The 21,838-nt window shown below is 70.6% G+C and carries 16 protein-coding genes; 5 read left to right on the top strand and 11 right to left on the bottom strand.

Translation table 11 applies throughout. The features are described from left to right. The first annotated feature begins 240 nt into the window (after nucleotides 1-240). Nucleotides 241-1,206, top strand: coding sequence for a hydrogen peroxide-inducible genes activator (locus OG538_RS12690; protein WP_406093085.1), 966 nt, complete (start codon nucleotides 241-243; stop codon nucleotides 1,204-1,206). Nucleotides 1,207-1,233: 27 nt separating this feature from the next. Here the strand turns inward: OG538_RS12690 and OG538_RS12685 are convergent, their stop codons facing one another. From OG538_RS12685 to OG538_RS12665, 5 genes are all read right to left on the bottom strand, one after another. After that, nucleotides 1,234-3,630: an ABC transporter permease gene (locus OG538_RS12685; protein ID WP_406093083.1), complete on the bottom strand. Its 2,397-nt coding sequence runs from the start codon at nucleotides 3,628-3,630 to the stop codon at nucleotides 1,234-1,236. Further along, the gene (locus OG538_RS12680) at nucleotides 3,627-4,313 is read right to left on the bottom strand and encodes an ABC transporter ATP-binding protein (RefSeq protein WP_406093081.1); all 687 of its coding nucleotides are present in this window, start codon (nucleotides 4,311-4,313) and stop codon (nucleotides 3,627-3,629) included. Before OG538_RS12680 ends, OG538_RS12685 begins: the two co-directional genes overlap by 4 nt. Continuing rightward, on the bottom strand, nucleotides 4,310-4,834 hold the full coding sequence (locus OG538_RS12675; protein ID WP_406093080.1) for a PadR family transcriptional regulator: 525 nt from the start codon (nucleotides 4,832-4,834) through the stop codon (nucleotides 4,310-4,312). The genes OG538_RS12680 and OG538_RS12675 overlap by 4 nt, the downstream gene beginning before the upstream one ends. Nucleotides 4,835-4,935: 101 nt before the next feature. Beyond that, nucleotides 4,936-5,199 carry a hypothetical protein gene (locus OG538_RS12670; RefSeq protein ID WP_406093078.1) on the bottom strand — a complete coding sequence of 88 codons (264 nt, stop codon included), beginning with the start codon at nucleotides 5,197-5,199 and terminating at the stop codon, nucleotides 4,936-4,938. Beyond that, complete coding sequence (locus OG538_RS12665; protein ID WP_406093076.1) at nucleotides 5,196-6,167, bottom strand: SPFH domain-containing protein; 972 nt, start codon at nucleotides 6,165-6,167, stop codon at nucleotides 5,196-5,198. The genes OG538_RS12670 and OG538_RS12665 overlap by 4 nt, the downstream gene beginning before the upstream one ends. Nucleotides 6,168-6,389: 222 nt before the next feature. On the opposite strand from OG538_RS12665, the gene OG538_RS12660 reads away from it, so the two are divergent. Further along, the gene (locus OG538_RS12660) at nucleotides 6,390-8,687 is read left to right on the top strand and encodes a transglycosylase domain-containing protein (protein WP_406093074.1); all 2,298 of its coding nucleotides are present in this window, start codon (nucleotides 6,390-6,392) and stop codon (nucleotides 8,685-8,687) included. 357 nt (nucleotides 8,688-9,044) lie between these two features. On the opposite strand, the gene OG538_RS12655 is transcribed toward OG538_RS12660, so the two are convergent. From OG538_RS12655 to OG538_RS12645, 3 genes are all read right to left on the bottom strand, one after another. After that, nucleotides 9,045-10,943: a SpoIIE family protein phosphatase gene (locus tag OG538_RS12655; protein WP_406093072.1), complete on the bottom strand. Its 1,899-nt coding sequence runs from the start codon at nucleotides 10,941-10,943 to the stop codon at nucleotides 9,045-9,047. 395 nt (nucleotides 10,944-11,338) lie between these two features. Continuing rightward, on the bottom strand, nucleotides 11,339-12,058 hold the full coding sequence (locus OG538_RS12650; RefSeq protein ID WP_406093070.1) for a DUF402 domain-containing protein: 720 nt from the start codon (nucleotides 12,056-12,058) through the stop codon (nucleotides 11,339-11,341). A 44-nt stretch (nucleotides 12,059-12,102) separates the two neighbouring features. Then, nucleotides 12,103-13,503, bottom strand: coding sequence for a class II fumarate hydratase (locus OG538_RS12645; protein ID WP_406093068.1), 1,401 nt, complete (start codon nucleotides 13,501-13,503; stop codon nucleotides 12,103-12,105). A 107-nt stretch (nucleotides 13,504-13,610) separates the two neighbouring features. Here OG538_RS12645 and OG538_RS12640 point away from each other — a divergent pair, with 107 nt between their 5' ends. Further along, complete coding sequence (locus OG538_RS12640) at nucleotides 13,611-15,137, top strand: ricin-type beta-trefoil lectin domain protein (RefSeq protein ID WP_406093066.1); 1,527 nt, start codon at nucleotides 13,611-13,613, stop codon at nucleotides 15,135-15,137. A gap of 52 nt (nucleotides 15,138-15,189) precedes the next feature. On the opposite strand, the gene OG538_RS12635 is transcribed toward OG538_RS12640, so the two are convergent. Both OG538_RS12635 and OG538_RS12630 read right to left on the bottom strand, forming a co-directional pair. Beyond that, the gene (locus OG538_RS12635; protein ID WP_406093064.1) at nucleotides 15,190-16,491 is read right to left on the bottom strand and encodes a M18 family aminopeptidase; all 1,302 of its coding nucleotides are present in this window, start codon (nucleotides 16,489-16,491) and stop codon (nucleotides 15,190-15,192) included. Between the two features lie 224 nt (nucleotides 16,492-16,715). Beyond that, entirely contained in the window at nucleotides 16,716-17,918 is a 1,203-nt protein-coding gene (locus OG538_RS12630) for an MFS transporter (RefSeq protein WP_406100101.1), read from the bottom strand. 158 nt (nucleotides 17,919-18,076) lie between these two features. Here OG538_RS12630 and OG538_RS12625 point away from each other — a divergent pair, with 158 nt between their 5' ends. Next, nucleotides 18,077-19,090, top strand: coding sequence for a LuxR C-terminal-related transcriptional regulator (locus tag OG538_RS12625; RefSeq protein ID WP_406093062.1), 1,014 nt, complete (start codon nucleotides 18,077-18,079; stop codon nucleotides 19,088-19,090). 98 nt (nucleotides 19,091-19,188) lie between these two features. Here the strand turns inward: OG538_RS12625 and OG538_RS12620 are convergent, their stop codons facing one another. Beyond that, nucleotides 19,189-20,865 carry a fumarate hydratase gene (locus tag OG538_RS12620; RefSeq protein ID WP_406093060.1) on the bottom strand — a complete coding sequence of 559 codons (1,677 nt, stop codon included), beginning with the start codon at nucleotides 20,863-20,865 and terminating at the stop codon, nucleotides 19,189-19,191. A 175-nt stretch (nucleotides 20,866-21,040) separates the two neighbouring features. Here OG538_RS12620 and OG538_RS12615 point away from each other — a divergent pair, with 175 nt between their 5' ends. Continuing rightward, nucleotides 21,041-21,706, top strand: a complete 666-nt coding sequence (locus OG538_RS12615; RefSeq protein WP_406093058.1) for a DUF1707 domain-containing protein — start codon at nucleotides 21,041-21,043, stop codon at nucleotides 21,704-21,706. Nucleotides 21,707-21,838 lie beyond the last annotated feature (132 nt).

The following is a 21,838-nucleotide window of genomic DNA, read 5'->3' as shown; positions in this document are numbered from 1 at the left end:
CACAGTCCCACATGCCCCATTGATCACGGAAATCGGTCACGCCGAAGGGATTGATAGGGGCGAGGGATCAGTGCTGGGTGCGGGACGCCGGGTCCTGCGGCCCGCTGTGAGGTCCATCCCCGGAAGTTGCATGAGGGGGATAGCGCTTCCGGTTTCACGTCGCGTCGGTCGTCTTTGGCCGCCCTCGTTTGATCCGAGGTGCGGCTACACTGGGTCGCGAATGATCGGAGGTGCCTATCAGTGTCCCAGAGCAATCAGGGCATCCGGCCCAAACAGCCCAGTCTCGCGCAGCTGCGCGCCTTCGCCGCTGTGGCGGAGTATCTGCACTTCCGGGATGCGGCAGCCGCAATCGGGATGAGTCAGCCCGCGCTCTCCGGGTCCGTGTCCGCGCTGGAGGAGGCACTGGGGGTCCAGCTCATCGAGCGTACGACGCGCAAGGTGCTGCTCTCGCCCGCCGGGGAACGGCTGGCGGTCCGGGCGCGGGTCGTGCTGCACGCCGTCGGTGAGTTGATGGAGGAGGCCGAGGCGGTCCGGGCGCCCTTCACCGGGGTGCTGAGGCTCGGCGTGATCCCGACCGTTGCCCCGTATCTGCTGCCGACCGTGCTGCGGCTGGTCCATGAGCGCTACCCGGACCTCGACCTCCAGGTGCACGAGGAGCAGACATCCTCGTTGTTGGAGGGGCTGGCCGCGGGGCGGTTGGACCTGCTGCTGCTCGCGGTGCCGCTCGGAGTGCCCGGGGTAACTGAACTCCCGCTCTTCGACGAGGACTTCGTCCTGGTCATGGAGCGTGACCATTGGCTCGGCGGGCGTCAGGACATCCCGCGCGAGGCATTGCGGGAGCTGCCGTTGCTGCTGCTCGACGAGGGGCACTGCCTGCGCGACCAGGCCCTCGACATCTGCCGTGAGGCGGGGCGTACGGAGGGAGCACCGGTCACCACGACCGCGGCGGGGCTTTCCACGCTGGTGCAGCTGGTGGCCGGAGGGCTCGGGGTGACGCTGCTGCCGCGGACCGCGGTGACGGTCGAGACCGCGCGCAACGACGCGCTGGCCACGGGGTACTTCGCGGACCCCGCCCCCGCACGGCGGGTGGCGCTGGGGATGCGGACCGGGGCGGCCCGGCACGAGGAGTTCGAGGAGTTCGCGGCGGCGTTGCGCGGGGCGATGGGAGCGCTGCCGGTGCGCGTGGCGACGGCCGGCCGGACCTGAGCACAGGTCCGGCCGGCCGCCGGGGTGCTACTCGCTGCGCAGCCCGTCGGGGCGCATCATGCGCCACAGGGGCGGCAGGGAGAGCAGGGTGACCAGCACGATGAGGGCCGCGCCCGCGCCGACCAGCGGCAGGAACAGGAACCAGCCGGACACCTCCTTGCCGATCATCCAGCACAGGGTGGCGCCGAGGGCCAGGCCGCCGGCCACCGCGACCGCGAGCCCGATGACGACCGGGATCGCGGTCTGCCACAGCACCGACCAGCCGAGGGTGACCCGCCGGGTACCGAAGGCGACCAGGACCGACAGCAGCCGCTTGCGCTCACGCAGTTGCTCCAGCTGGGAGACCAGCATGGAAGCGGCGATCAGCAGCAGGGTGGCGGTCGCGCCGACCTGGAGGCCGGTCTGGATGCTCGCGTACTGACGGTTGCGCTCGACCGAGTTGATGGTGACCAGGCGCATGCCGGGGTCGAGCCGTGCCGCCGTGTTACGTACGTACTCGGCGGCGTCCGGGACGTCTTCGTCGTAGCGGATCTGCGAGATGGTCTGGGCTCCCGGCAGGATCCGCGCGTTGATCGCTCCGGGGGTCACCAGGATGCCCGAGCGCTCCTCGCCGTAGGGGTCGGTGCGGGCCGCGACGGTCCGGGAATCGGCCGGCAGTGTCCAGTGCAGCTTCTTGCCCCGGCCGTAGGAGTCGAACTCGAGCACCTTGCCCTTGCGTGCGGTCTCGTCGACCCAGTCGGCCTGTCCCTTGTCCTTGGGGTGGGCGACGAAGGTGTCGCCGTCCCGGCAGGTCGTGATCCGGGCGATCTCGCGCAGGGTTGCGCAGTCCCCGATGGTGAACGAGGTGGTGGGCTGGATCTCGTCACCCGTGTACGTCCCCGGCTTGGTCGCGTATGCCTCGACGGTCCCGATCACCTGGATGACGCCCTTGGTGGCGCGGAACTCCTTGATCGAGTGCAGGGCTGCATCGCCCCGGACGATCTCGGAGGCGGCGTAGAGCTGGGCGCGGGACGGGTCCTGGCCGGTGATCTTGTTGAAGTCGTCGTTCATCGCGGCGAACAGCATCTGCAACGCCACCGCACCGGCCACGGCCACGGTGACGCCGCTGACCGCGCGGGAGGCCGCCCCGCTGCTGAGCTGGAGCCGGCGGGTGGCCAGCTGCCAGGGGACCGGGCCGCCGCGCAGTCGCCTGACGCAGGCCTCGACGAGCCAGGGCAGGAGCAGCGCCAGCCCGACCAGTACGAGCACCGCGCCTGAGGCGACGGGGTACGGGTTGACGGGTGCGTACCCGTCGACCTTGCCGGTGAGTCCGAAGACCGCGAGCCCGGCGACCGGCAGCAACAGCCGCCACCAGAGGCGCCGCTTGCGGCCGCGGCTGTTGCGTACGACGCCGAGTGGCTCGATGACCACCGAGCGCATGGCGGCCAGGGTGACGACTACGGCGGTGAGCGGGACTGCGAGGGCGATCAGCGCGCACAGCCTGGCGTCGGGGGCCAGGTCGGAGGGGAAGGCGCTGACGTCCCAGATCTCGACGTAGTCGACGAACTGGCGTCCCGTCAGGAATACGGCCAGTCCGATGAGGAGGCCCAGCACCGAGCCGAAGAGGGCCTCACCGGCCGCGATCCGGCGGGTCATCCGGATGTCCGTACCGACCAGGCGCAGCGCGGCGAGCCGGCGGTCGCGGCGGTCGCCCCCGAAGCGCACGGCGGTGGCGATGAAGATGGCCACGGGTGCCAGCAGCACCACGCAGATCATGATGATCAGCACGATGAGCATCGGTGGCATCGGGGTGGTCGGGCCGGGGTTGCCGTACCCGGCGATCCGGTGGCCGCCCGTCGCGCTGGTCAGGGTGCCGCTGCCGGCGTAGAACCACAGCTCGCCCGGTGAGCGCAGGCCCGAGTCCGCGATCGTGCCGGTCACCTTGTAGGGCAACCGCTCCTTGAGCAGCGCGTTCGCCGGGGAGTCGAGGAGTTTTCCGAGCGCGGGGGACACCACCATCTCGCCGGGGGCCGGGAAGGCGGTGAGGCCCGGGGGGACGACCGGACGGCGGCCGTCGGCGCGCATGAGGAAACCCGTGATGGAGCGGTCGTGGTACTCGGTGCTCGCCTCTGTCCGCAGGACCGTGCTGTCCGACTTCTTCGCCGAGGCGTCGGGGGAGTCCGAGACCTTGGTCTCGGAGCGAGCCTGGTCCCGGGCGGACCGCGCGTCGAGCATGTGCGGCACGGAGGAGGCGGTGAGCAGCAGCGCCACACCGAGCCCCACGCCGACCGCGGTGAGCAGGGTGCGTACCCAGCCCTCGCGGCCGCCGCCGGCGGCGAAGCGGATCCCGAGCCCGAGGTCGCGCAGCCAGGAGGCGATGCGCGACGGCGGTTCGGGGGAGTGCGCCGGGCCGGCCGGGGTCCTCTTCTCGTCGAGCAGCGTCATACGGCGTGCTCCAGGTCGCGGGCCCGGCCGTCGCGGACGGTGATGTCGCGGTCGGAGTAGGCGGCGACGCGGGCCTCGTGGGTCACCAGGACCACGGCGACGTTGGAGGAACGGGCCGCATCGGTGAGCAGCTGCATGACCCGCTCACCGTTGAGGGAGTCCAGGGCGCCGGTCGGCTCGTCCGCGAAGATCACCTTCGGGGACGCGGCCAGTGCCCGGGCCACGGCGACGCGCTGGCCCTGGCCGCCGGAGACCTCGCCGGGGCGCTTGGCACCGATGTCGTCGACCTCCAGGCGCTCCATCCATTCCAGGGCGGTGCGCTCGGCGGTCCTGCGGCGGGTGCCGTTCAGCCGCATCGGCAGGGCGACGTTCTCCACACAGGTCAGCTCGGGGACGAGCTGGCCGAACTGGAACACGAAGCCGAAGTCGCTGCGGCGCAGCGCGCTGCGTCCGGCGTCGGACATCGTGGACAGCTCGCGTCCGGCGTAGGTGATGGTGCCGGAGTCCGGGGTGATGATCCCGGCGAGGCAGTGCAGCAGGGTGGACTTGCCGGAGCCGGAGGGGCCCATCACGGCGACGACCTCGCCGGGGTGGACGGAGAACGAGGCGCCGTCCAGTGCGGCGGTCTGCCCGTACGTCTTGTGCAGATCGTGGGCGGAGAGCAGGGAGCCGGCGGGGATCACGGGGCGACCACCTTCGCGAGTTGGCCGAGTCGAGCGGCGGTGAGTTCCAGCCAGCGCAGATCGGCTTCGAGGTGGAACAGGGCGTGGTCGCAGATCAGCTGGTCGGCGAGGTCGCCCTGACGCTTGCGGTCGGTGAGGATGCGCATCATGCGCAGGTGCTCGGAGCGTTGGGCGTCCAGCACGTCGGCGGCGCTGCGGCCGGTGAGCATGGCCAGGACGACCTTGGTGTACAAGGTCGACTGGAGGTACGGCTCCGGCTTCTCGGGCTGTGCGAGCCAGGTGGCGACATCGGTGATTCCGGCGTCGGTGATGGCGTATCGCTTGCGTTCCGGGCCGCCGTCGGTCTCGACCCCGTCGACCTCGACGAGGCCGTTCTTGAGAAGGCGGGACATCGTCGAGTAGACCTGCCCGTAGTGCAGGGGGCGGTCGTGCCCGAACTTCTCGTCGAAGGTCCGCTTGAGGTCGTAGCCGTGGCGGGGACCGGACTCCAGGAGCCCGAGCAGGGTGTGGCCGATAGACATACCAGGGACTGTACACGGTGTGTATACCTGGTGTGTATACCGGTGACCGGGAGCCACTCCTTCGAGTGGACGGTGGCGGACCGGAGCACCGCTCCGGCTGGTCACTCGGGGGTGGGCCGCTCCGGGTCCGGCGCCTTCGGCGGGCGCCCCCGGCGCGCGATCGGCGCCGTCCCGCCGGGCAGCCGTCCCGCCTCGGCGAGAGCCCGCCGCAGCAGGAACTCGATCTGCGCGTTCGCGCTGCGCAGCTCGTCCGAGGCCCAGCGTGCCAGGGCGTCGTGCACGGCGGGGTCCAGCCGCAGCAGCATCTGCTTGCGCTGCTGCGGCCCGGACTGCGGGGCGCGGCGCCGCGGGGTCTCGTTCGTCACTGGTAGAGCGTGCCCGTGTTGAGGACCGGTTGTGCGGCCCGGTCGCCGCACAGCACCACCATCAGATTGCTGACCATGGCGGCCTTGCGGTCCGAGTCGAGCTCGACGATGTCCTGCTCGGCGATGCGGGTCAGGGCCATCTCGACCATGCCCACCGCGCCTTCGACGATCAGCTGCCTGGCCGCGACCACGGCTCCCGCCTGCTGGCGCTGGAGCATCGCGGAAGCGATCTCGGGGGCGTACGCGAGGTGACTGAAGCGGGACTCGATGATCCGTACGCCGGCGGCCTGGACCCGTGCCGTGAGCTCCACGGCCAGCTTCTCGGTGATCTCCTCGGCGTTGCCCCGCAGGGAGAGGCCGCCCTCGTCGTGGGCGTCGTACGGGTACTCGATCGCGATGTGCCGGACGGCCGACTCGGTCTGGGTGGCGACGAACTCCAGGAAGTCGTCGACCTCGAAGAGGGCCTGCGCGGTGTCCTCGACCTTCCAGACGACGATCGCGGCGAGCTCGATCGGGTTGCCGTAGGCGTCGTTGACCTTGAGGACCGCGGTCTCGTGGTTGCGGACCCGGGTGGAGATCTTGCGGCTGGAGGTCAGCGGGTTGATCCAGCGCAGGCCGTCGGAGCGGATCGTGCCCACGTACCGGCCGAAGAGCTGGATCACCCGCGCCTCGCCCGGTGCGACCATCTTCACACCGCCCATGCAGAAGAACGAGGCGATGGTGAGCAGCACGCCCAGGATGCACAGCGGGATGCCGAGGCCGTTGTTCCCGTTGGATCCGATGACCCCGCCGAGGATGGCGCCGCCGATGCCGACGATCACCCCGATCACGGTCAGCAGGAGGCCGAGGCCACCGGCGATGCTGTGTGCCTTCGTCTCGCGGACCTGCGGTTCCGGCATCTGCGGCGCGTCCGGCGTGAGGTCGGTCTGCGGTCCGGCCGATGCGGGCGGGTTGAGCGGTTCAGACATGGAATCCCCCGTTTCACGTGGCTAGCTGTTCGCTAGCAATGTGATTACACATTAATGGTTTTCGCAACCCTGCGCACCCCTCGTGAGTCGGTTCCCTTGGGAACGGGTGCTGATTGTCACGTCCGGAAAATGCGGGATCGCTCGCTTTTTGTCCTTGCCAACGGTGTTAGCTGGCAGGTCCGAGCTGATCCGGTCGAGCAGAGAAACGGGAGCAACACAGCAATGGGTCGAGCGGATGCGCGACGAGCCCAGCGGAGTGGGTCGCGGCGGGCCGGGAAGAGCGGCGGCATACGCGGACTCTTCACCTGGCGGAAGATACTGGGCGCGGCCTTCACCGTCTGCCTGCTGGGCATGGGCGGCTTCGCCGTGCTCTACATGCTCGTCGACGTGCCCGAGGGCAACGCCCAGGCCAAGCTGCAGAGCAACATCTACAAGTACTCCGACGGGACCCTGCTGGCCAGGACGGGTGAGGTCAACCGGGAGATCGTTGACCTCGCGCAGGTGCCCAAGGAGGTCCAGATGACCTTCGTCGCCGCCGAGAACAAGTCCTTCTACGACGACCAGGGCGTCGACTTCAAGGGCACCGCACGCGGCCTGCTGAACACCGTTTCCGGCAAAGGCAAGCAGGGTGGCTCGACCATCACCCAGCAGTACGTCAAGAACTACTACCTCGACCAGGACCAGACGGTCACCCGCAAGCTCAAGGAGCTGGTCATCTCGCTGAAGGTGGACCAGAAGCGGAGCAAGTCGGAGATCCTCGCCGGGTACATCAACACCAGCTTCTACGGCCGGCAGGCCTACGGCATCCAGGCCGCGGCTCAGGCGTACTACGGCAAGGACGCCAAGGACCTGAACGTCGCCCAGGGGGCCTACCTCGCCGCCCTGCTCCAGGCGCCCAGCCAGTACGACTGGGCCGTCGCCGGCCCGAACAGCAAGGCGCTCGTCAAGGAGCGCTGGAACTACGTGCTGAACAACATGGTCGAGGAGGGCTGGCTGGACGCCGGCAAGCGCCAGGGCCTGAAGTTCCCCATTCCGCAGGACCCCAAGCCGCTGAACGGGGTCGCGGGACAGAAGGGGTACATCGTCGAAGCGGCCCGCAAGGCGGTGCTGGAGGAGACGGGCCTCAGCAGCCAGCAGTTCGACCTCGGTGGCTGGACGATCACGGTCAACATCGACAAGAAGAAGCAGCAGCAGCTGGAGAAGTCGGTCGAGACGAAGCTGATCGACAACCTGGACACGAAGAAGCGCAAGCTCGACCAGGACATCCAGGCCGGGGCCGTCTCGGTGGATCCGAAGACCGGCGCGGTCATCGCCCTGTACGGCGGACGGGGGCAGAACGAGCACTGGACGTCGAACGCCTTCCGGACCGACTACCAGCCCGCCTCCACCTTCAAGCCGGTCATCCTCGCGGCCGCTCTCGACCAGGAGTCGGTGACGCAGGACGACCAGCAGATCACCGCCAACACCCGCTACGACGGCACCAGCAAGCGTCCGGTCGAGGGCAGCGACGTCGCCTTCGCGCCGGAGAACGAGGACGACCAGAACTACGGCTCGGTCACCGTCCAGACCGCGATGAACAAGTCCATCAACTCCGTCTTCGCCCAGATGGGCGTGGACGTGGGCATGGACAAGGTGATGCAGACGGCCGGCAAGCTCGGCATGGACGTGAAGGGCCTCCCGGCCGTGCCCGCGCAGACGCTCGGCTCCATGGGCGCGAGCCCGATGGAGATGGCCGGCATCTACGCCACCCTCGACAACCACGGCAAGAAGGTCACCCCGCAGATCGTGAAGTCGGCCGTGCACCAGGGCGACGAGGCGGTGCAGCTGCCCGACGCGCTCGGCGAGCAGGTGATCAGCCGCCAGGCCGCGGACTCCGTGACCTCCGTGCTGACCGGTGTGGTCGACGACGGTACGGCCCATCGCTCGGTGCGTAACGCCGAGGGACTGTCCGACCAGCAGATCGCGGGCAAGACCGGTACGTCGGACGACAACAAGTCGGCCTGGTTCACCGGCTACACGCCGGACCTCGTCACCTCGGTGGGCCTCTTCGGCGAGGCCGCCTACCCGCGTACCGACGACGACGGCAAGAAGGTGCAGAAGGGTGCGCAGGTGACCCTGAAGGGCGCCGGCGGCGGCGGGCGCGTCAACGGTGGCGGCTTCCCGGCCGAGATATGGGCGGACTTCACCGCGAAGGCCATGGGCGAACCGAGCGAGTTCGTGCTCGACACCGACATGGGCGCCGCGGTCACCCCGCCGCCGGACACCAGCTCGCCGAGCGCGACCACGTCGCCCACCGCGGAGATCTCGCCCTCCGACGAGCCGTCCACCAAGGCCCCCACGTCCGAGCCGCCCACGGAATCCGAGTCGCCGGAGAGCTCGCCGCCCGCCAGCCCCACGGGGGATCCGACGAGTGAACCGCCGACCGGTCCGTCGACCGAGCCGGGTCCCTCGACGACGATCGACATTCCGGCGAAGCCGGGGGACGACCGGCCGGTGAACGAGGACTCCGTGACGCGTTGACCAGCTGACGCGGCGGCCGTTCACGGAGACGGGCGGTGTGCGAGGGACGTCCCTCGCACACCGCCCGTCTCCATGTCCCCCGCCGTGGGTCCGCTGCTCAGCCGCCGCGGCCTCCGTGTCACCCGGCCGCCGACGGTCCTGGCCATGTCGCGCCCCTACGGCGGTGCCCCGGTCCAGCGCCGGGCACGGTCCGCACCGTCCAGTAGATGGCCGGAAATGTTCGGCAGGCCGGCGCGTCGGCGCGCTGTGCCGCCATGCCGCTGTGCCGCCGAGGACGGTGGGCCGCGCACCGGTGCGTCGGCCCGGCTGCGGCTTTCGTCCCGGTGCGGTGCGTACGTCTCGTGGGTACGGCCCGGGTCACTGCCCCCCGGTGGGCATCTCGAACCAGACCACCTTGCCGGTCGACAGGCGCGTCGCGCCCCACCGCCGGGCCAGCCGGTTCACCAGGAACAGACCGCGGCCGCCCTCGTCCATGTCCCGCGCCCGGCGCTGCCGGGGCAGCTGCGGGGAGTCGTCGCCGACCTCGCAGCGCAGGATGTCGGTCCGCAGCAGCCGCAGGGTCACCGGCCGCTCCGCATACCGCACGGCGTTGGTCACGACCTCGCTGACCAGGAGTTCCACCGAGTCCGCGAGGTCGTCGAGCCCCCACCGGCTGAGGGCGCGCCGGGCCAGCCTGCGGGCCCGGCTCGGGGCGGAGTCCTCCGGTTCCAGGAACCAGTACGCCACGTCGCTCGGCGCGATCCCGTCGAAGCGGGCGGCGAGCAGTGCGATGTCGTCGTCCCGGTCGCCCGGGCCGAGCATGTCCAGCACGTCGTCGCAGAGGGCCTCCAGCGGCGGCGAGTGGTCGGGGCCGGTCAGCCGGGCCGTGACGGCGAGCCGCTCGCGCAGCTGCTCGATTCCCGTCCAGACGTCCCGCAGTCGCGACTCGACCAGTCCGTCGGTGTAGAGGAGCAGCGTGGCGCCCGCGGGCGCGTCCAGCTCGACGGCCTCGAAGTCCACTCCGCCGACGCCGATCGGGGCGCCCGGCGGCACCTTGAGCACCTCGGCCCGGCCGCCGAGGTGGAGCAGGACGGGCGGCGGGTGGCCGGCGTTGGCGATGGTGATGCGGTGTGCGACGGGGTCGTACACCGCGTAGAGGCAGGTCGCCATGCGGTCGCTGCCCAGCCGCTGGGCCTGCTCGTCGAGGTGGTGCAGGACCTCCTGCGGAGGGAGGTCGAGACCGGCGAGGGTCTGGGCGGTGGTGCGCAGCTGACCCATGATCGCCGCGGAGGTCATGGAGTGGCCCATGACGTCGCCGACGACCAGGGCGACCCGGCTGCCGGGCAGCGGGATCGCGTCGTACCAGTCGCCGCCGACCCGGGCGGTCTCGGCGGCGGGGAGGTAGCGGGAGGCGAGCCGGACCCCGGTGGGCTGGGGGAGCGAGTCGGGCAGCATGGTGCGCTGGAGCTCGTCGGCGATGTACGCCTCGCGGCCGTACAGCACGGCCTTGTCGATGCCCAGCGCGGTGTGCGTCGCCAACTGGGCCGCGACCAGCAGGTCGTTGGCCTCGAAGGGCGGGCGCTCGGTGCCGAGCAGGAACACCGCCGCGCCGATCACCCGGCGCCGGCCGCGCAGCGGGGCGAGGATCGCCCGGTGCCCGGACGGCACGATGCGGTCCGCGCCGAGCAGTTCGGGCAGGGCGACCCGGGCCGCGGCGGAGTCGCCGAAGACGGGCCGGACCCCGCGCAGCACCTCGGCCAGCGCGCCGCCCGCCAGGACCTCGCACAGTTCGGAGGCGGGGGTGAGATCGGCCTGGGGATCGACGGTGGGGAGCCGCAACCGCTCGATGTCCGAGAGGTTCTCGGTGCCCTCGTCGCTCAGTCTCAGCCGGTCGGAGCGGCGAAGCCGCAGCACGAACGGGTTGACGGGCCGCTCGTCGCCGACCGGCAGCGGGTCGCGGAGGTAGACGAGTATGGCGTCGGAGAACGTCGGCACACTGGCCCGGCACAGACCCAGCACGATCTCGTCCAGGTCTATTCCGCGGGCGATCCGCCGGGTCGCGGCCCCCACGAAACGCAGCCGGTCGCCCTCACGGCGGGACGCGGCCTGCGGGTCGGGTCCCGCCGCGGGCGGGTTGGGGCCCTTGGCCGGGGCCGGGATCGCCGCGGTGGCGGGGGCGGACGCCGACGCGGCGTCGCGCTGCCGAGGCCGGGTGCGTTCCTGCGGCCGGGCGGCGAGAGGCTGCCGGCCTTCGTGGGAGGTGGGGTGCTCCGTCACGCGTGGGGTTCCGTCCGTCCGGGCCGGTTGTATGAGGCAATCACCTCGGGGAGCGCTACTGTGCCCCGGCAGGAGCAGCAATCACAACGGCTGACATCTGGTGCCCCGGAACGCGGGGCCGAAACCGGATGTCCGCACCGGGTGTCCGTGACAACGTTTCCGGCGCCGGGACGGCGGACAGCGAGCACGTCTCCACCCCTTCGTCGTGGCTCATGCGCTTCAGGTCACTCGGGCGACTCGTACGACTCATACGACTGATGCGGTTCATGAAGTGTGCAACGTGTGCGATGACTCGATGACTTGCGGTCAGGCCGTGTGCCACGCCCGTCGGTTGGGGCGGAGCTGATCTCCTCGGGGCGATCCTACGTTTGCCACCCTGGGATGCATCAAGGGTCTCACGACGGCATGGGGGAGGGGGTCCGGTCCCAGTCATCCGGCAACCGGTCCCAGTCGGCCGGAAGCGCGGGTACCCGCCAGCGCGGATCGGGCCGCCAGTCCTCCCAGCCGTCCCTGAACGGTGCCCCCCAGTCCCGGATCACCCCGACGGCCGCCTGCCCTGCCGCACGCACCCGCCGGGCGGCGGCGGGGGTCATCAGCCCGACCCGCTGGGCCTGGGCGAACTCGTCCTCGTCGCGCCAGAGCCAGCTGTGGTCCGGGAAGACCGAGATGTCGAGGAAGTGGTCCTCGGAGTCGATGCCGCCGGCCCAGCGGGTCCGCGGTTCCTCCAGGTTCACGTACCAGCTGCGGAACTGCCAGCCCTGCTCCCAGAACAGCCAGACGGACCAGGGTTCGCCGGGCCGGGCCAGCTTCAGGACCCCGTTGCCCAGCCAGGGTGAGCGGGCGGTGGTGCGCGGGGCGGTGTACCGGGTGGCGAGCGGTTCGGCGTGTACGTCGGTGCCGTCCGTCAGGACCGGCTTCACGCACTCGGTGCCGGGGGCCACCCAGACGGCGAGCAGCTCGTCGGTGTCCTGGACGACGGTGACGGGACGGCAGATGTGCACGGGATTCGGGGCCCGGCCGGCCCCGGGGTGGTGCCGCAGCGGTCCGTTGCCGCGGTAACGCCACAGGATCTGATCACCCGGCGCCCAGCGCTCGGTCTCTCCGGTACCTGTCATGGAGAGATCTTAGTTATGGCGCCGCCCCTGCGCAGCGATGCACGTCACGGACGGGTCATACGCAACACGTCCAGCGCCTCGTCGAGCTGTTCCACCGTGAGGTCGCCGCGCTCGACGTAGCCCGAATCCAGCACCACCTCGCGGATCGTCCGCCGCTCGGCCAGGGACTTCTTGGCGACCTTCGCGGCCTCCTCGTAGCCGATGTACTTGTTCAGGGGCGTGACGACGGAAGGTGAGGACTCCGCGTACTCCCTGGCCCGTTCGACGTTCGCCGTGATCCCGTCGACCGTGCGGTCCGCGAGCAGCCGGGAGACTGCCGCCAGCAGCCGGACCGACTCCAGCAGGTTCTTCGCGATGACCGGGAGCATCACGTTCAGCTCGAAGTTGCCGGCCGCTCCGGCGACGGCCACCGTCGTGTCGTTCCCGGTCACCTGGGCGGCGACCATCAGCACGGCCTCGGGAATGACCGGATTCACCTTGCCCGGCATGATCGAGGAGCCCGGCTGGAGGTCGGGGAGGCTGATCTCGGCCAGGCCGGTGCGCGGGCCCGACGCCATCCAGCGCAGATCGTTGGAGATCTTGGTGAGGGAGACCGCGATGGTGCGGAGCTGGCCGGAGGCCTCGACGAGGCCGTCCCGCGCGCCCTGCGCCTCGAAGTGGTTCCGGGCCTCGGTGAGCGGCAGCCCGGTGACGCGGGCGACCTCGGCGATGACGGCGGCGGAGAAGCCGGGCGGGGTGTTGATGCCGGTGCCGACGGCCGTGCCCCCCAGCGGCAGCTCGGCGAGGCGGGGGAGCGAGGCGTGCAGCCGCTCGATGCCGTAGCGGATCTGCGCGGCGTACCCCCCGAACTCCTGGCCCAGGGTGACCGGAGTGGCGTCCATCAGATGCGTACGTCCCGACTTCACCACGTCCGCGAACTCGGCGGACTTGCGCTCCAGCGCCGCCGCCAGATGGTCCAGGGCAGGGATGAGCTCGCCCGTCACCGCGCCGGTCGCGGCGATGTGGATGGAGGAGGGGAAGACGTCGTTGGAGGACTGCGAGGCGTTGACGTGGTCGTTGGGGTGGACCGCGCGGCCGAGCCGCTCGGTGGCGAGCGTGGCCAGGACCTCGTTGGTGTTCATGTTCGACGAGGTGCCGGAACCCGTCTGGAAGACGTCGATCGGGAAGTGGTCGTCCCAGCGCCCCTCGGCGACCTCGGCCGCGGCCTCCTGGATCGCCTCGGCGATCTCCGGGTCGAGCACCTTCAGCTCGGCGTTCACCTTCGCCGCCGCGGCCTTGACGCGGGCCAGGGCCTCGATGTGGGCCCGCTCCAGACGCTGTCCGGAGATCGGGAAGTTCTCCACGGCCCGCTGGGTCTGGGCCCGCCATTTCGCGTCGGCGGGCACCCGCACCTCGCCCATCGAGTCGTGCTCGATGCGGTAGTCCTCGCTCTGTTCCTTGTCCATCCTCGTTCAACCTCCTGAAAAAGATGAGCACTTGTCTTGTTCCATGTATTCCCAAGTTGTCTACCCACCAGTAAATACCGGGGGTAACCACAATCTCGGGAGGCGCAATGAGACGTACCGGATACCGAGTCCGATGTACGGTCGCAGCCGTCGCGGCCATGGCGGCGGCGTTGGGCGGAATGACGGTCGCCGCCGGTCCGGCAGGTGCTGCCCAGCCCGGCACCAGCAGTACCGCTTCCACCCCGCTGTCGCCCGAACTGGAGGCCCTGCGCGCCGCCGAGGCCACCCGGCTGTACGGCAACCCGGCCGAGCGGCCGCTCGCCGAACGGAAGACCGGGCTCATCTCGCTCGGCGACAGCGAGATCTCGGGCGAGGGCGTCGGCACGTACGAGGCGGGCACCAACGGCCCCGACAACTGGTGCCACCGCTCGCCCGACGCCGCCATCCACCGCACCGGGATTCCGGCCGACGTCACGTACAACGTCTCCTGCTCCGGCGCGTACACCGGAAACATCGTCATCGGCGGCTCGAAGCAGTACGCCGACGAGCTCGTGCAGAGCGACAGCCTCGCCATCAAGGCGCGCAACACCCGCATCAAGATGATCGTGCTGGTGGCGGGTGCCAACGACGACCTCCAGTTCGGTCCGGTCATGACGGACTGCGTCGAGCGCTGGGTCCTCCTCCAGGGTGCCTGCCAGTCGAAGTACGAGGGCGGCTGGCAGGCCCGCGTCGACGGACTCGTGCCCAAGGTCGAGAAGACCGTGCGCGACCTGCGGACGGTGATGACCGGCGCCGGTTACGCGGAGGGCGACTACAAGCTCGTCGTCATGGGCTACCCGAGCCCCATCGGCCCGGACTTCTACGACAACCCGAACTTCCCCGGCAAGCTTCCCGGCGGGTGCGCCGGATACGACTCCGACGCCGCCTGGGGCCGTAACACGGCCGTGCCCGCCTTCGAGCGCGGCATGCGCAGGGTCGCCACCGACACCGGAGCCGTCTACCTGGACAACTCCCGGCTCTTCCACGGCCACGAGGTGTGCAGCGAGTCCACCTGGGCCCGCGGCCTGTTCATCGACCTCTCGCACTTCCCGCCGGACTCCAACTCCGTCCGGCAGTCCTTCCACCCGAACGCGGCAGGGCACGGCGCCTTCGCCTCCTGCCTCACCCAGATCTACAACTCGGGCCTGCGCGAGGCGAGCTGCGCCGACCCGGCGAGCACCGGAAAGCCCGTCCTGCAGCCGGCCGCCTGGGACGACGCCTTCAAGCGCCTGCGCGGGGAGGCCACGGGCAGCTGCCTGGACGTGCCCGCATCGGTCACCCGCAACAGCACCGGCGTCACCGGCTGGGAGTGCCACGGCGGGCGGAACCAGGGCTGGTGGTACGACTCCGGCACGAAGACCCTGCGCACGGAACTGAGCCACGACCGCTGCCTCGACGTCCCGGGTGCGGACTACAGGGCGGGCGCCGCCCTCATCCTCTACAACTGCTCGGGCGCGGCCAACCAGCAGTTCGTCCGGCAGTCGGGCACCCTGCGCCCGGCCGCCTCGACCGGGCTGTGCGCGACCCTGGCGGGGGCGCACGACCCGCTGAGGCTGCAGCCCTGCGACGCGAGCGCGCAGCAGCGCTTCGCGTAGGTCCGGCAGGCAGGGGGGCGGGGCCGGCCGGTCACGCCCCCCTGCCCCGCGCTCAGTCCGACGTCACGAACGCGCCCAGGATCGCAGCCAGATGCCCCGGGTCGTCCGCCCCGCACAGCTCGCGCGCCGAGTGCATCGACAGACCCGGCACGCCCACGTCCACGGTCTGCACACCCAGCCGGGCCGCGGTGAGCGGACCGATGGAGGTGCCGCAAGGCATCGCGTTGTTGGAGACGAAGGGCTGCCACGGCGCCCCCGCCCGCTCGCAGGCGGAGGCGAACACCGCGATGCCGGTCGAGTCGGTGGCGTAGCGCTGATTGGCGTTGACCTTGACCGTGGGGCCACCGTTGGGCAGCGGCCGGTGGTCGGGGTCGTGGCGCTCCGCGTAGTTGGGGTGGACCGCGTGCGCCATGTCCGCCGAGACGCAGAAGGCACCCGCCAGTGCCCGCGACCAGTCCTCCGGGCTTCCGCCGCGGGCGGTGACCGAACGGCTCAGCACGCGCTCCAGCAACGGGCTCTGCGCACCGGTGTCGGAACCGCTGCCGACCTCCTCGTGATCGAAGGCGGCCAGGACGGGGATGTACGCGGGCTCTCCGGCCGCCCCGGCCGCGCCGGCCAGCGCCGTGACACCCGCGTGCACCGACACCAGGTTGTCCAGCCGGGACGCGACCAGGAACTCCTTCTCCGCGCCCAGGTATCCGGGGGGCTGGATGTCGTGGAGCATCAGGTCCCAGCCGAGCACCTCGTCCGGATCGGCCTCGGCCGCCGCGGCGACCCGGCGCAGCAGCGCCCCCTCCTCGGCCGCACCGAGCGACCAGACCGGGGCGATGTGCCGCTGCCGGTCCAGAGCGAGGCCGTCGTTGACGGAACGGTCCAGGTGGATGGCCAGCTGCGGCACGCGCAGCAGCGGTTCGTCGATCTGGACGAGCCGTGATTCGGTCGTGCCGCCCGGACCGCGCAGGGCCAGACGGCCGGAGATGCCCAGATCGCGGTCGAGCCAGGTGTTGAGCGGGACACCGCCGTAGATCTCCACCGCGATCTGCCGCCACCCGGCCGAGCCGGTGTCGGGGGTGGGTTTGATCCGCAGGTTCGGCGAGTCGGTGTGGGTGCCGATGATCCGGAACGGCGTGTGGCAGGGCGTGCCCTCGGGCGCGTACCAGGCGATCAGGGCGCCACCGCGGACGACGAAGCTGCCGCCCGTGGTGCCCGTCCAGTCGTCGGTGCCCCGCAGCTCACGGAAGCCGGCCTTCTCCAGGCGTTGGGCCGCGCTCGCCACGGCGTGGTACGGGGAGGGGCTGGCCCTGATGAAGGAGAGCAGGTCGTCGGTGTGGCTGCGGTGAGGGACCGGCGTCATGCGGTGTCCGCCTTTCCGGAGTGGGACGGTGAGGGTGGTTCGGGCGTGAGGACGCGGGGCGTTCCGGCATGGGGGACCGTGAGCCGGAGTGCGGGGTCAGGGGCGCAGTTCTCCGGCAACGCGGACAACTCACCGCATCGGCGCGGTCGCCCGCAAGCTGCGCGGACGGCCCGCTGCGCGAGATTGGCCGAATTCCGTCGTAGGTGGATCGGTCCTGCGGCCCGTCACGGCGTCGGCCGGCTCGGCGCCGCCCTGCGCAGACCCGTCACCCGGAGCAGGAACACCGCCGCCACCAGCAGGGCCGCGCCGTGGGACCAGCCGACGACGGTCAGCGGGCTGAAGCGGTCGAGCGCCGCCGCGACGAGGATCATCCCGGCCCCGAAGCCGAGGTTCTCCACAGTCGCGGACAGACCGAAGGCATGGGCCCGCAGCCCGGTCGGCAGCGTCTGCAGATGAGAGGTGTACGAGACCTCCGTGAGTCCGTCGGCGGCCCCGGCCACCAGGGCGATCACGGCCGTGGCGGCCAGCGGGAACCCCGCGAACGCCAGGATGAACGCCCCCGACATCACACAGGTGCCGTACCCGAAGCCCAGCGCGCCCACGGACCGGCCGGTGCGCCGCGTGTACCGCTGGATCAGCTGCTGGGCCACGATGTTGCCGAGCGCCCACAGGCACCAGAAGGAGCTGACGAAGACGGCAGGACGCGAGGCGTCGAGCGCGCTGGAGTAGACCGGGAGCGCGGCGTTGTGCGAGGACGAGCCGAGGGCGTCGACACCGCGCAGCGCCACCATCAGCGCGAGACCGGGCGCGGCGGCCAGGGCGGTCAGCGCGACGGGCAACCGCCGCCGGGCCGGCCGGGGGGCCTGCGACGGTTCCGCCTCCGGCGTGCCCTTTCCACCGCCGGCGATCGGCAGCAGGGCCACGGTCACCGCACAGACCGCGAAGGTGGCCATGTCCACCACGAAAGCGGCGGTGTACCCGACGAGCGAGACGACGACACCCGCCGAGGCGAAACCGGCCACCATCGCCATCGAACGCCCGCTGATCGACAGGGAGTTCGCCCAGGAGCGCCGCTCCTCGCCCACCATCTCGGGAATGGAACTGCGCAGCGACACCATGAACAGCGTCCCGCAGGAGCCGACCACCACGGACACGGCGACGAGCGCGGCCGTACGCAGGCCGTGCGGCGCGAAGATCAGCAGCAGCATCACCGCCGCCTGCGCGATATTCGTCCAGAGCATGACGCTTTTCGCGGTGAAGCGGGCGAGGAGACTGCCCGCGGCGAGCCCGGCGGCGAATCCGGATCCGAGCCGGACCGCCATGAACAGGCCCAGGGCGAGAGCCCGGCCCGTCGTCTCGTAGACGAACAGGTTGAGCGCCACCATATTCAGGAACGTGCCGTAGGAAGAGATGGCGTAGCCGGTCACCAGGAATCGATAACGCCGCTCTCCGCGCGCGGAGTCGGCCGATTCACCGAGGGGCCGGCCGGGGGAGTCGTCGATGCCGGGCGTCACCTCTCCATGGTCGCCGAGGTGCGTCAACTCTCCGCTGTCATCCCGTATGCACAAAGGTAATCTGCATACTTGTGAAGGACGATCATTCCAGCCCACCGGCATGTGATTGCCGCGAATCGTCGGCGGACGACTCGCGGGACCGTCCTGCGCCGGAGTCCCCGTGCGACGCGGCGCTCGCGACCTACCGGCGTGCGCTGGTGGCGGGGAGCCTTCCGCGGGACCAGGTGACCGGCTGTCTGGTGACCCTCCATCTGATGGTCGCGGACCGTGAGTCACCGCAGTCCATGATCCCCGTACCGCCCGAGACGGCTTCGTACGCCGCACTCGCCCCGCTCCAGGAGGCCATCCTCGAACGGCGCCGCACGCTGCGTGCCACCCGCGCCACGCTCTCCGCCTTCGAGGCGCTGTACGCGGACGTGCACCGGACCCAGCAGCCCGTACTCACCCGGCTCTCCGGCGCGGCCGTCATCAGCCGTGCGCTGGACGCCGGGGTGGCGGGCTGCCGCGAGGAGGTCCGCACCGCCCACCCGGGGGGCGGCCGGCCCCCGGGTGTGCTCCAGGAGGCCCTGACCCGGGACCTTCGCAGTCTGCGGCGGGGCGTCCGGCAGCGGACGATCTACCAGCACACCGTCCGGTCCGACCGTGCGACCCTCTCGTACATCGAGCAGGTCACCGCCGCGGGGGCGGAGGTCAGGACGCTCGCCGAGGTCGTCGACCGGGTGATCCTCTTCGACCGGGACCTCGCCTTCGTCCCGTTCTCCGATGCGCCGCACCAGGCCCTGCGCATCCAACACCCCTCCCTGGCACGCTTCCTGGCCCGCGGATTCGACGAGGCATGGGCCCGTGCGGTGCCGGTCAGGCCGGAGCGGGCGCCCCTGCGCACCCCCGTCATCACGTCCGACCTGCAACGCGCCATCCTGCTGGCGGTGGTCAACGGGGAGACGGACGCCTCGATCGCCCGGCGGATCGGGATGAGCCGCCGCAGCGTCGCCGAACACATGCGGAAGGTCTCCGAGCAGCTGGGCAGTACCAGCCGCGCCCAGCTCGGCTATCTCGTCGCGACGTCAGGACTGCTGGAGGACTGAGCCCGAGGGGCTCCTGGACGGCTGCCCCGGAGCCGGGACGGCTGAGGGGCGCACCGGCCGCCGCGGCCGGAACGCCCCCCCGTGCGTGCGGGTGCCGGTCAGCCGAGGCCGGGACCGCGCACCGGGATGCTGGTGAACGTCGGGGCGGGGGCGGGCTCCGTGAAGAAGTCGTTTCCCTTGTCGTCGACGACAACGAACGCCGGGAAGTCCTCGACCTCGATCTTCCAGACGGCCTCCATGCCGAGTTCCTCGTACTCGACGACCTCGACCTTCTTGATGCAGTCCTGCGCGAGGCGGGCCGCCGGGCCACCGATCGAACCGAGGTAGAAACCGCCGTGCGCGTCGCACGCGTCGGTGACCTGCTTGGACCGGTTCCCCTTCGCCAGCATCACCTTGGAGCCGCCCGCCGCCTGGAACTGGGCGACGTAGCTGTCCATCCGGCCGGCCGTCGTCGGGCCGAAGGAACCGGAGGCATAACCCTCGGGCGTCTTGGCCGGTCCCGCGTAGTACACGGGGTGGTCCTTCAGGTACTGCGGCATCTCCTCGCCCGCGTCCAGCCGCTCCTTGATCTTGGCGTGCGCGATGTCGCGCGCCACGACCAGCGGTCCGGTCAGCGAGAGCCGGGTCTTGACCGGGTACTTCGTCAGCTCGGCGAGGACGTCGTCCATCGGCCGGTTGAGGTCGATCTTCACGACGTCACCGGACTCGTCCAGGTGCTCGTCGGTCGTGTCGGGGAGGAAGCGCGCCGGGTCCTTCTCCAACTGCTCCAGGAAGACGCCCTCGGCGGTGATCTTCGCGGTCGCCTGGCGGTCGGCGGAGCAGGACACGGCGATGGCGACGGGCAGCGAGGCGCCGTGCCGGGGCAGCCGGACCACACGCACGTCGTGGCAGAAGTACTTGCCGCCGAACTGCGCCCCGATGCCGATCTTCTGCGTCAGCTCGAAGACCTTCTCCTCCAGCTCCTTGTCGCGGAAACCGTGACCGGTCGGGGAGCCCTCGGCGGGCAGCTCGTCCAGGTAGTGCGCGGAGGCGTACTTCGCGGTCTTCAGCGCGAACTCGGCCGACGTGCCGCCGACGACGATCGCCAGGTGGTACGGCGGGCAGGCCGCGGTCCCCAGCGAACGGATCTTCTCCTCCAGGAACTTCATCATGGAGGTCTCGTTGAGGACCGCCTTGGTCTCCTGGAAGAGGAACGACTTGTTGGCCGAGCCGCCGCCCTTGGCCATGAAGAGGAACTTGTACGCCCCGCCGTCGGTCGCGTACAGCTCGATCTGGGCCGGGAGGTTCGAGCCGGTGTTCTTCTCGTCCCACATGTTCAGCGGGGCCATCTGCGAGTAGCGCAGGTTGAGCTTGGTGTACGCGTCGAAGATGCCGTGCGACAGGGCCTCCTCGTCACCGCCCGCCGTCAGCACGTTCTGTCCGCGCTTGCCCATGACGATCGCGGTGCCGGTGTCCTGGCACATCGGCAGCACGCCCGCAGCGGCGATGTTCGCGTTCTTCAGCAGGTCGAGCGCGACGAACTTGTCGTTGGACGACGCTTCGGGGTCGTCCACGATCCGCCGCAGCTGCGCCAGGTGCGCGGGCCGCAGATAGTGCGAGATGTCGTGCATCGCCTCGGCGGCCAGGGTGCGCAGCGCCTCCGGCTCGACCTTGAGGAACGTACGTCCGTCGGCCTCGAAGGTGGACACACCCTCGGCGGTGACCAGGCGGTACGGCGTGGTGTCCTCTCCCAGGGGGAGCAGATCGGAGTACGCAAACTCTGGCATTACGGCCATTCCTCACTCGGCAGACAGCGGCTGACCTCCCTTGGGCAGCGCACCCACCAGGGTAGGACCCCGCGGGGGCGGTGAGCCTGTGAGGTAGGGCTCACCCGGCCGGACCCGGAGGCGGTCGCGATACAGGTGCGTTGAGCCCTGGTCGCGATCTATCGCGTTTGGGTACGCTGGGCCGGTGGACCTCGAAAAGCACCCCCAGCAGCCCACCGCGCCGGCGGAACCCGTTGTCATCCGCGCCTCGGACGCGGACCGTGACCGGATCGCGGACATCCTGCGGGAGGCGATGGCCGAGGGCCGGCTGACCGCCGACGAGCATGCCGAGCGGGTCGACGCCGTCTACCGCGCCAAGACCATGGGTGAACTCGAACCGCTGGTACGGGACCTGCCCACCCCGGGCGGTACCCCCAGGGCCGCAGGCGCCTCGTACGACCGCACCCCCGAGGTGCCGACGGGCCCCGCCGACAACCTGGTGGCGATCTTCAGCAGTGCCAGTCGCAAGGGACGCTGGCGGGTCGGCGGGCGCACGAACGCGTTCGCGCTGTTCGGCAGCGTGGAAATCGATCTGACCGAGGCGCTTTTCGGCCAGCGGCTCACCGTGATCAACGCGACCTCCATCTTCGGGAGCGTGGACATCAGGGTCCCCGAGAACATCTCGCTGCGCGGTAGCGGGACGGGAGTATTCGGAAGTTTCGAAGTCGCCACCCTGGAATCGGCGGATCCCGAGGCCCCTGTGGTCGCCGTCAACGGCTATTCGGTGTTCGGCAGCGTCGAGGCCAAGCCCAAGCGCGGCAAGTTCATTACGGATCTGCAGGACCGGCTGCGTAAACATCTCGGCCACTGACGACGGCGCGACGGCGCGATGGCGCGCAGTGGTGTGTCCGGGGGCGGAATGGCGTGCGGGGGCGCGGAATCAGGCGCGGGACGCGCGGATTCAGGCGGAAATCAGCTCGACCGCAATTCCGTGGTCCGGAAC

This window comes from Streptomyces sp. NBC_01013 (assembly GCF_045162765.1).
Classification (GTDB): Bacteria; Actinomycetota; Actinomycetes; order Streptomycetales; family Streptomycetaceae; genus Streptomyces.
Note: the sequence above shows the minus strand (reverse complement) of the source record. Positions and strands in the feature narration are given on the sequence as shown.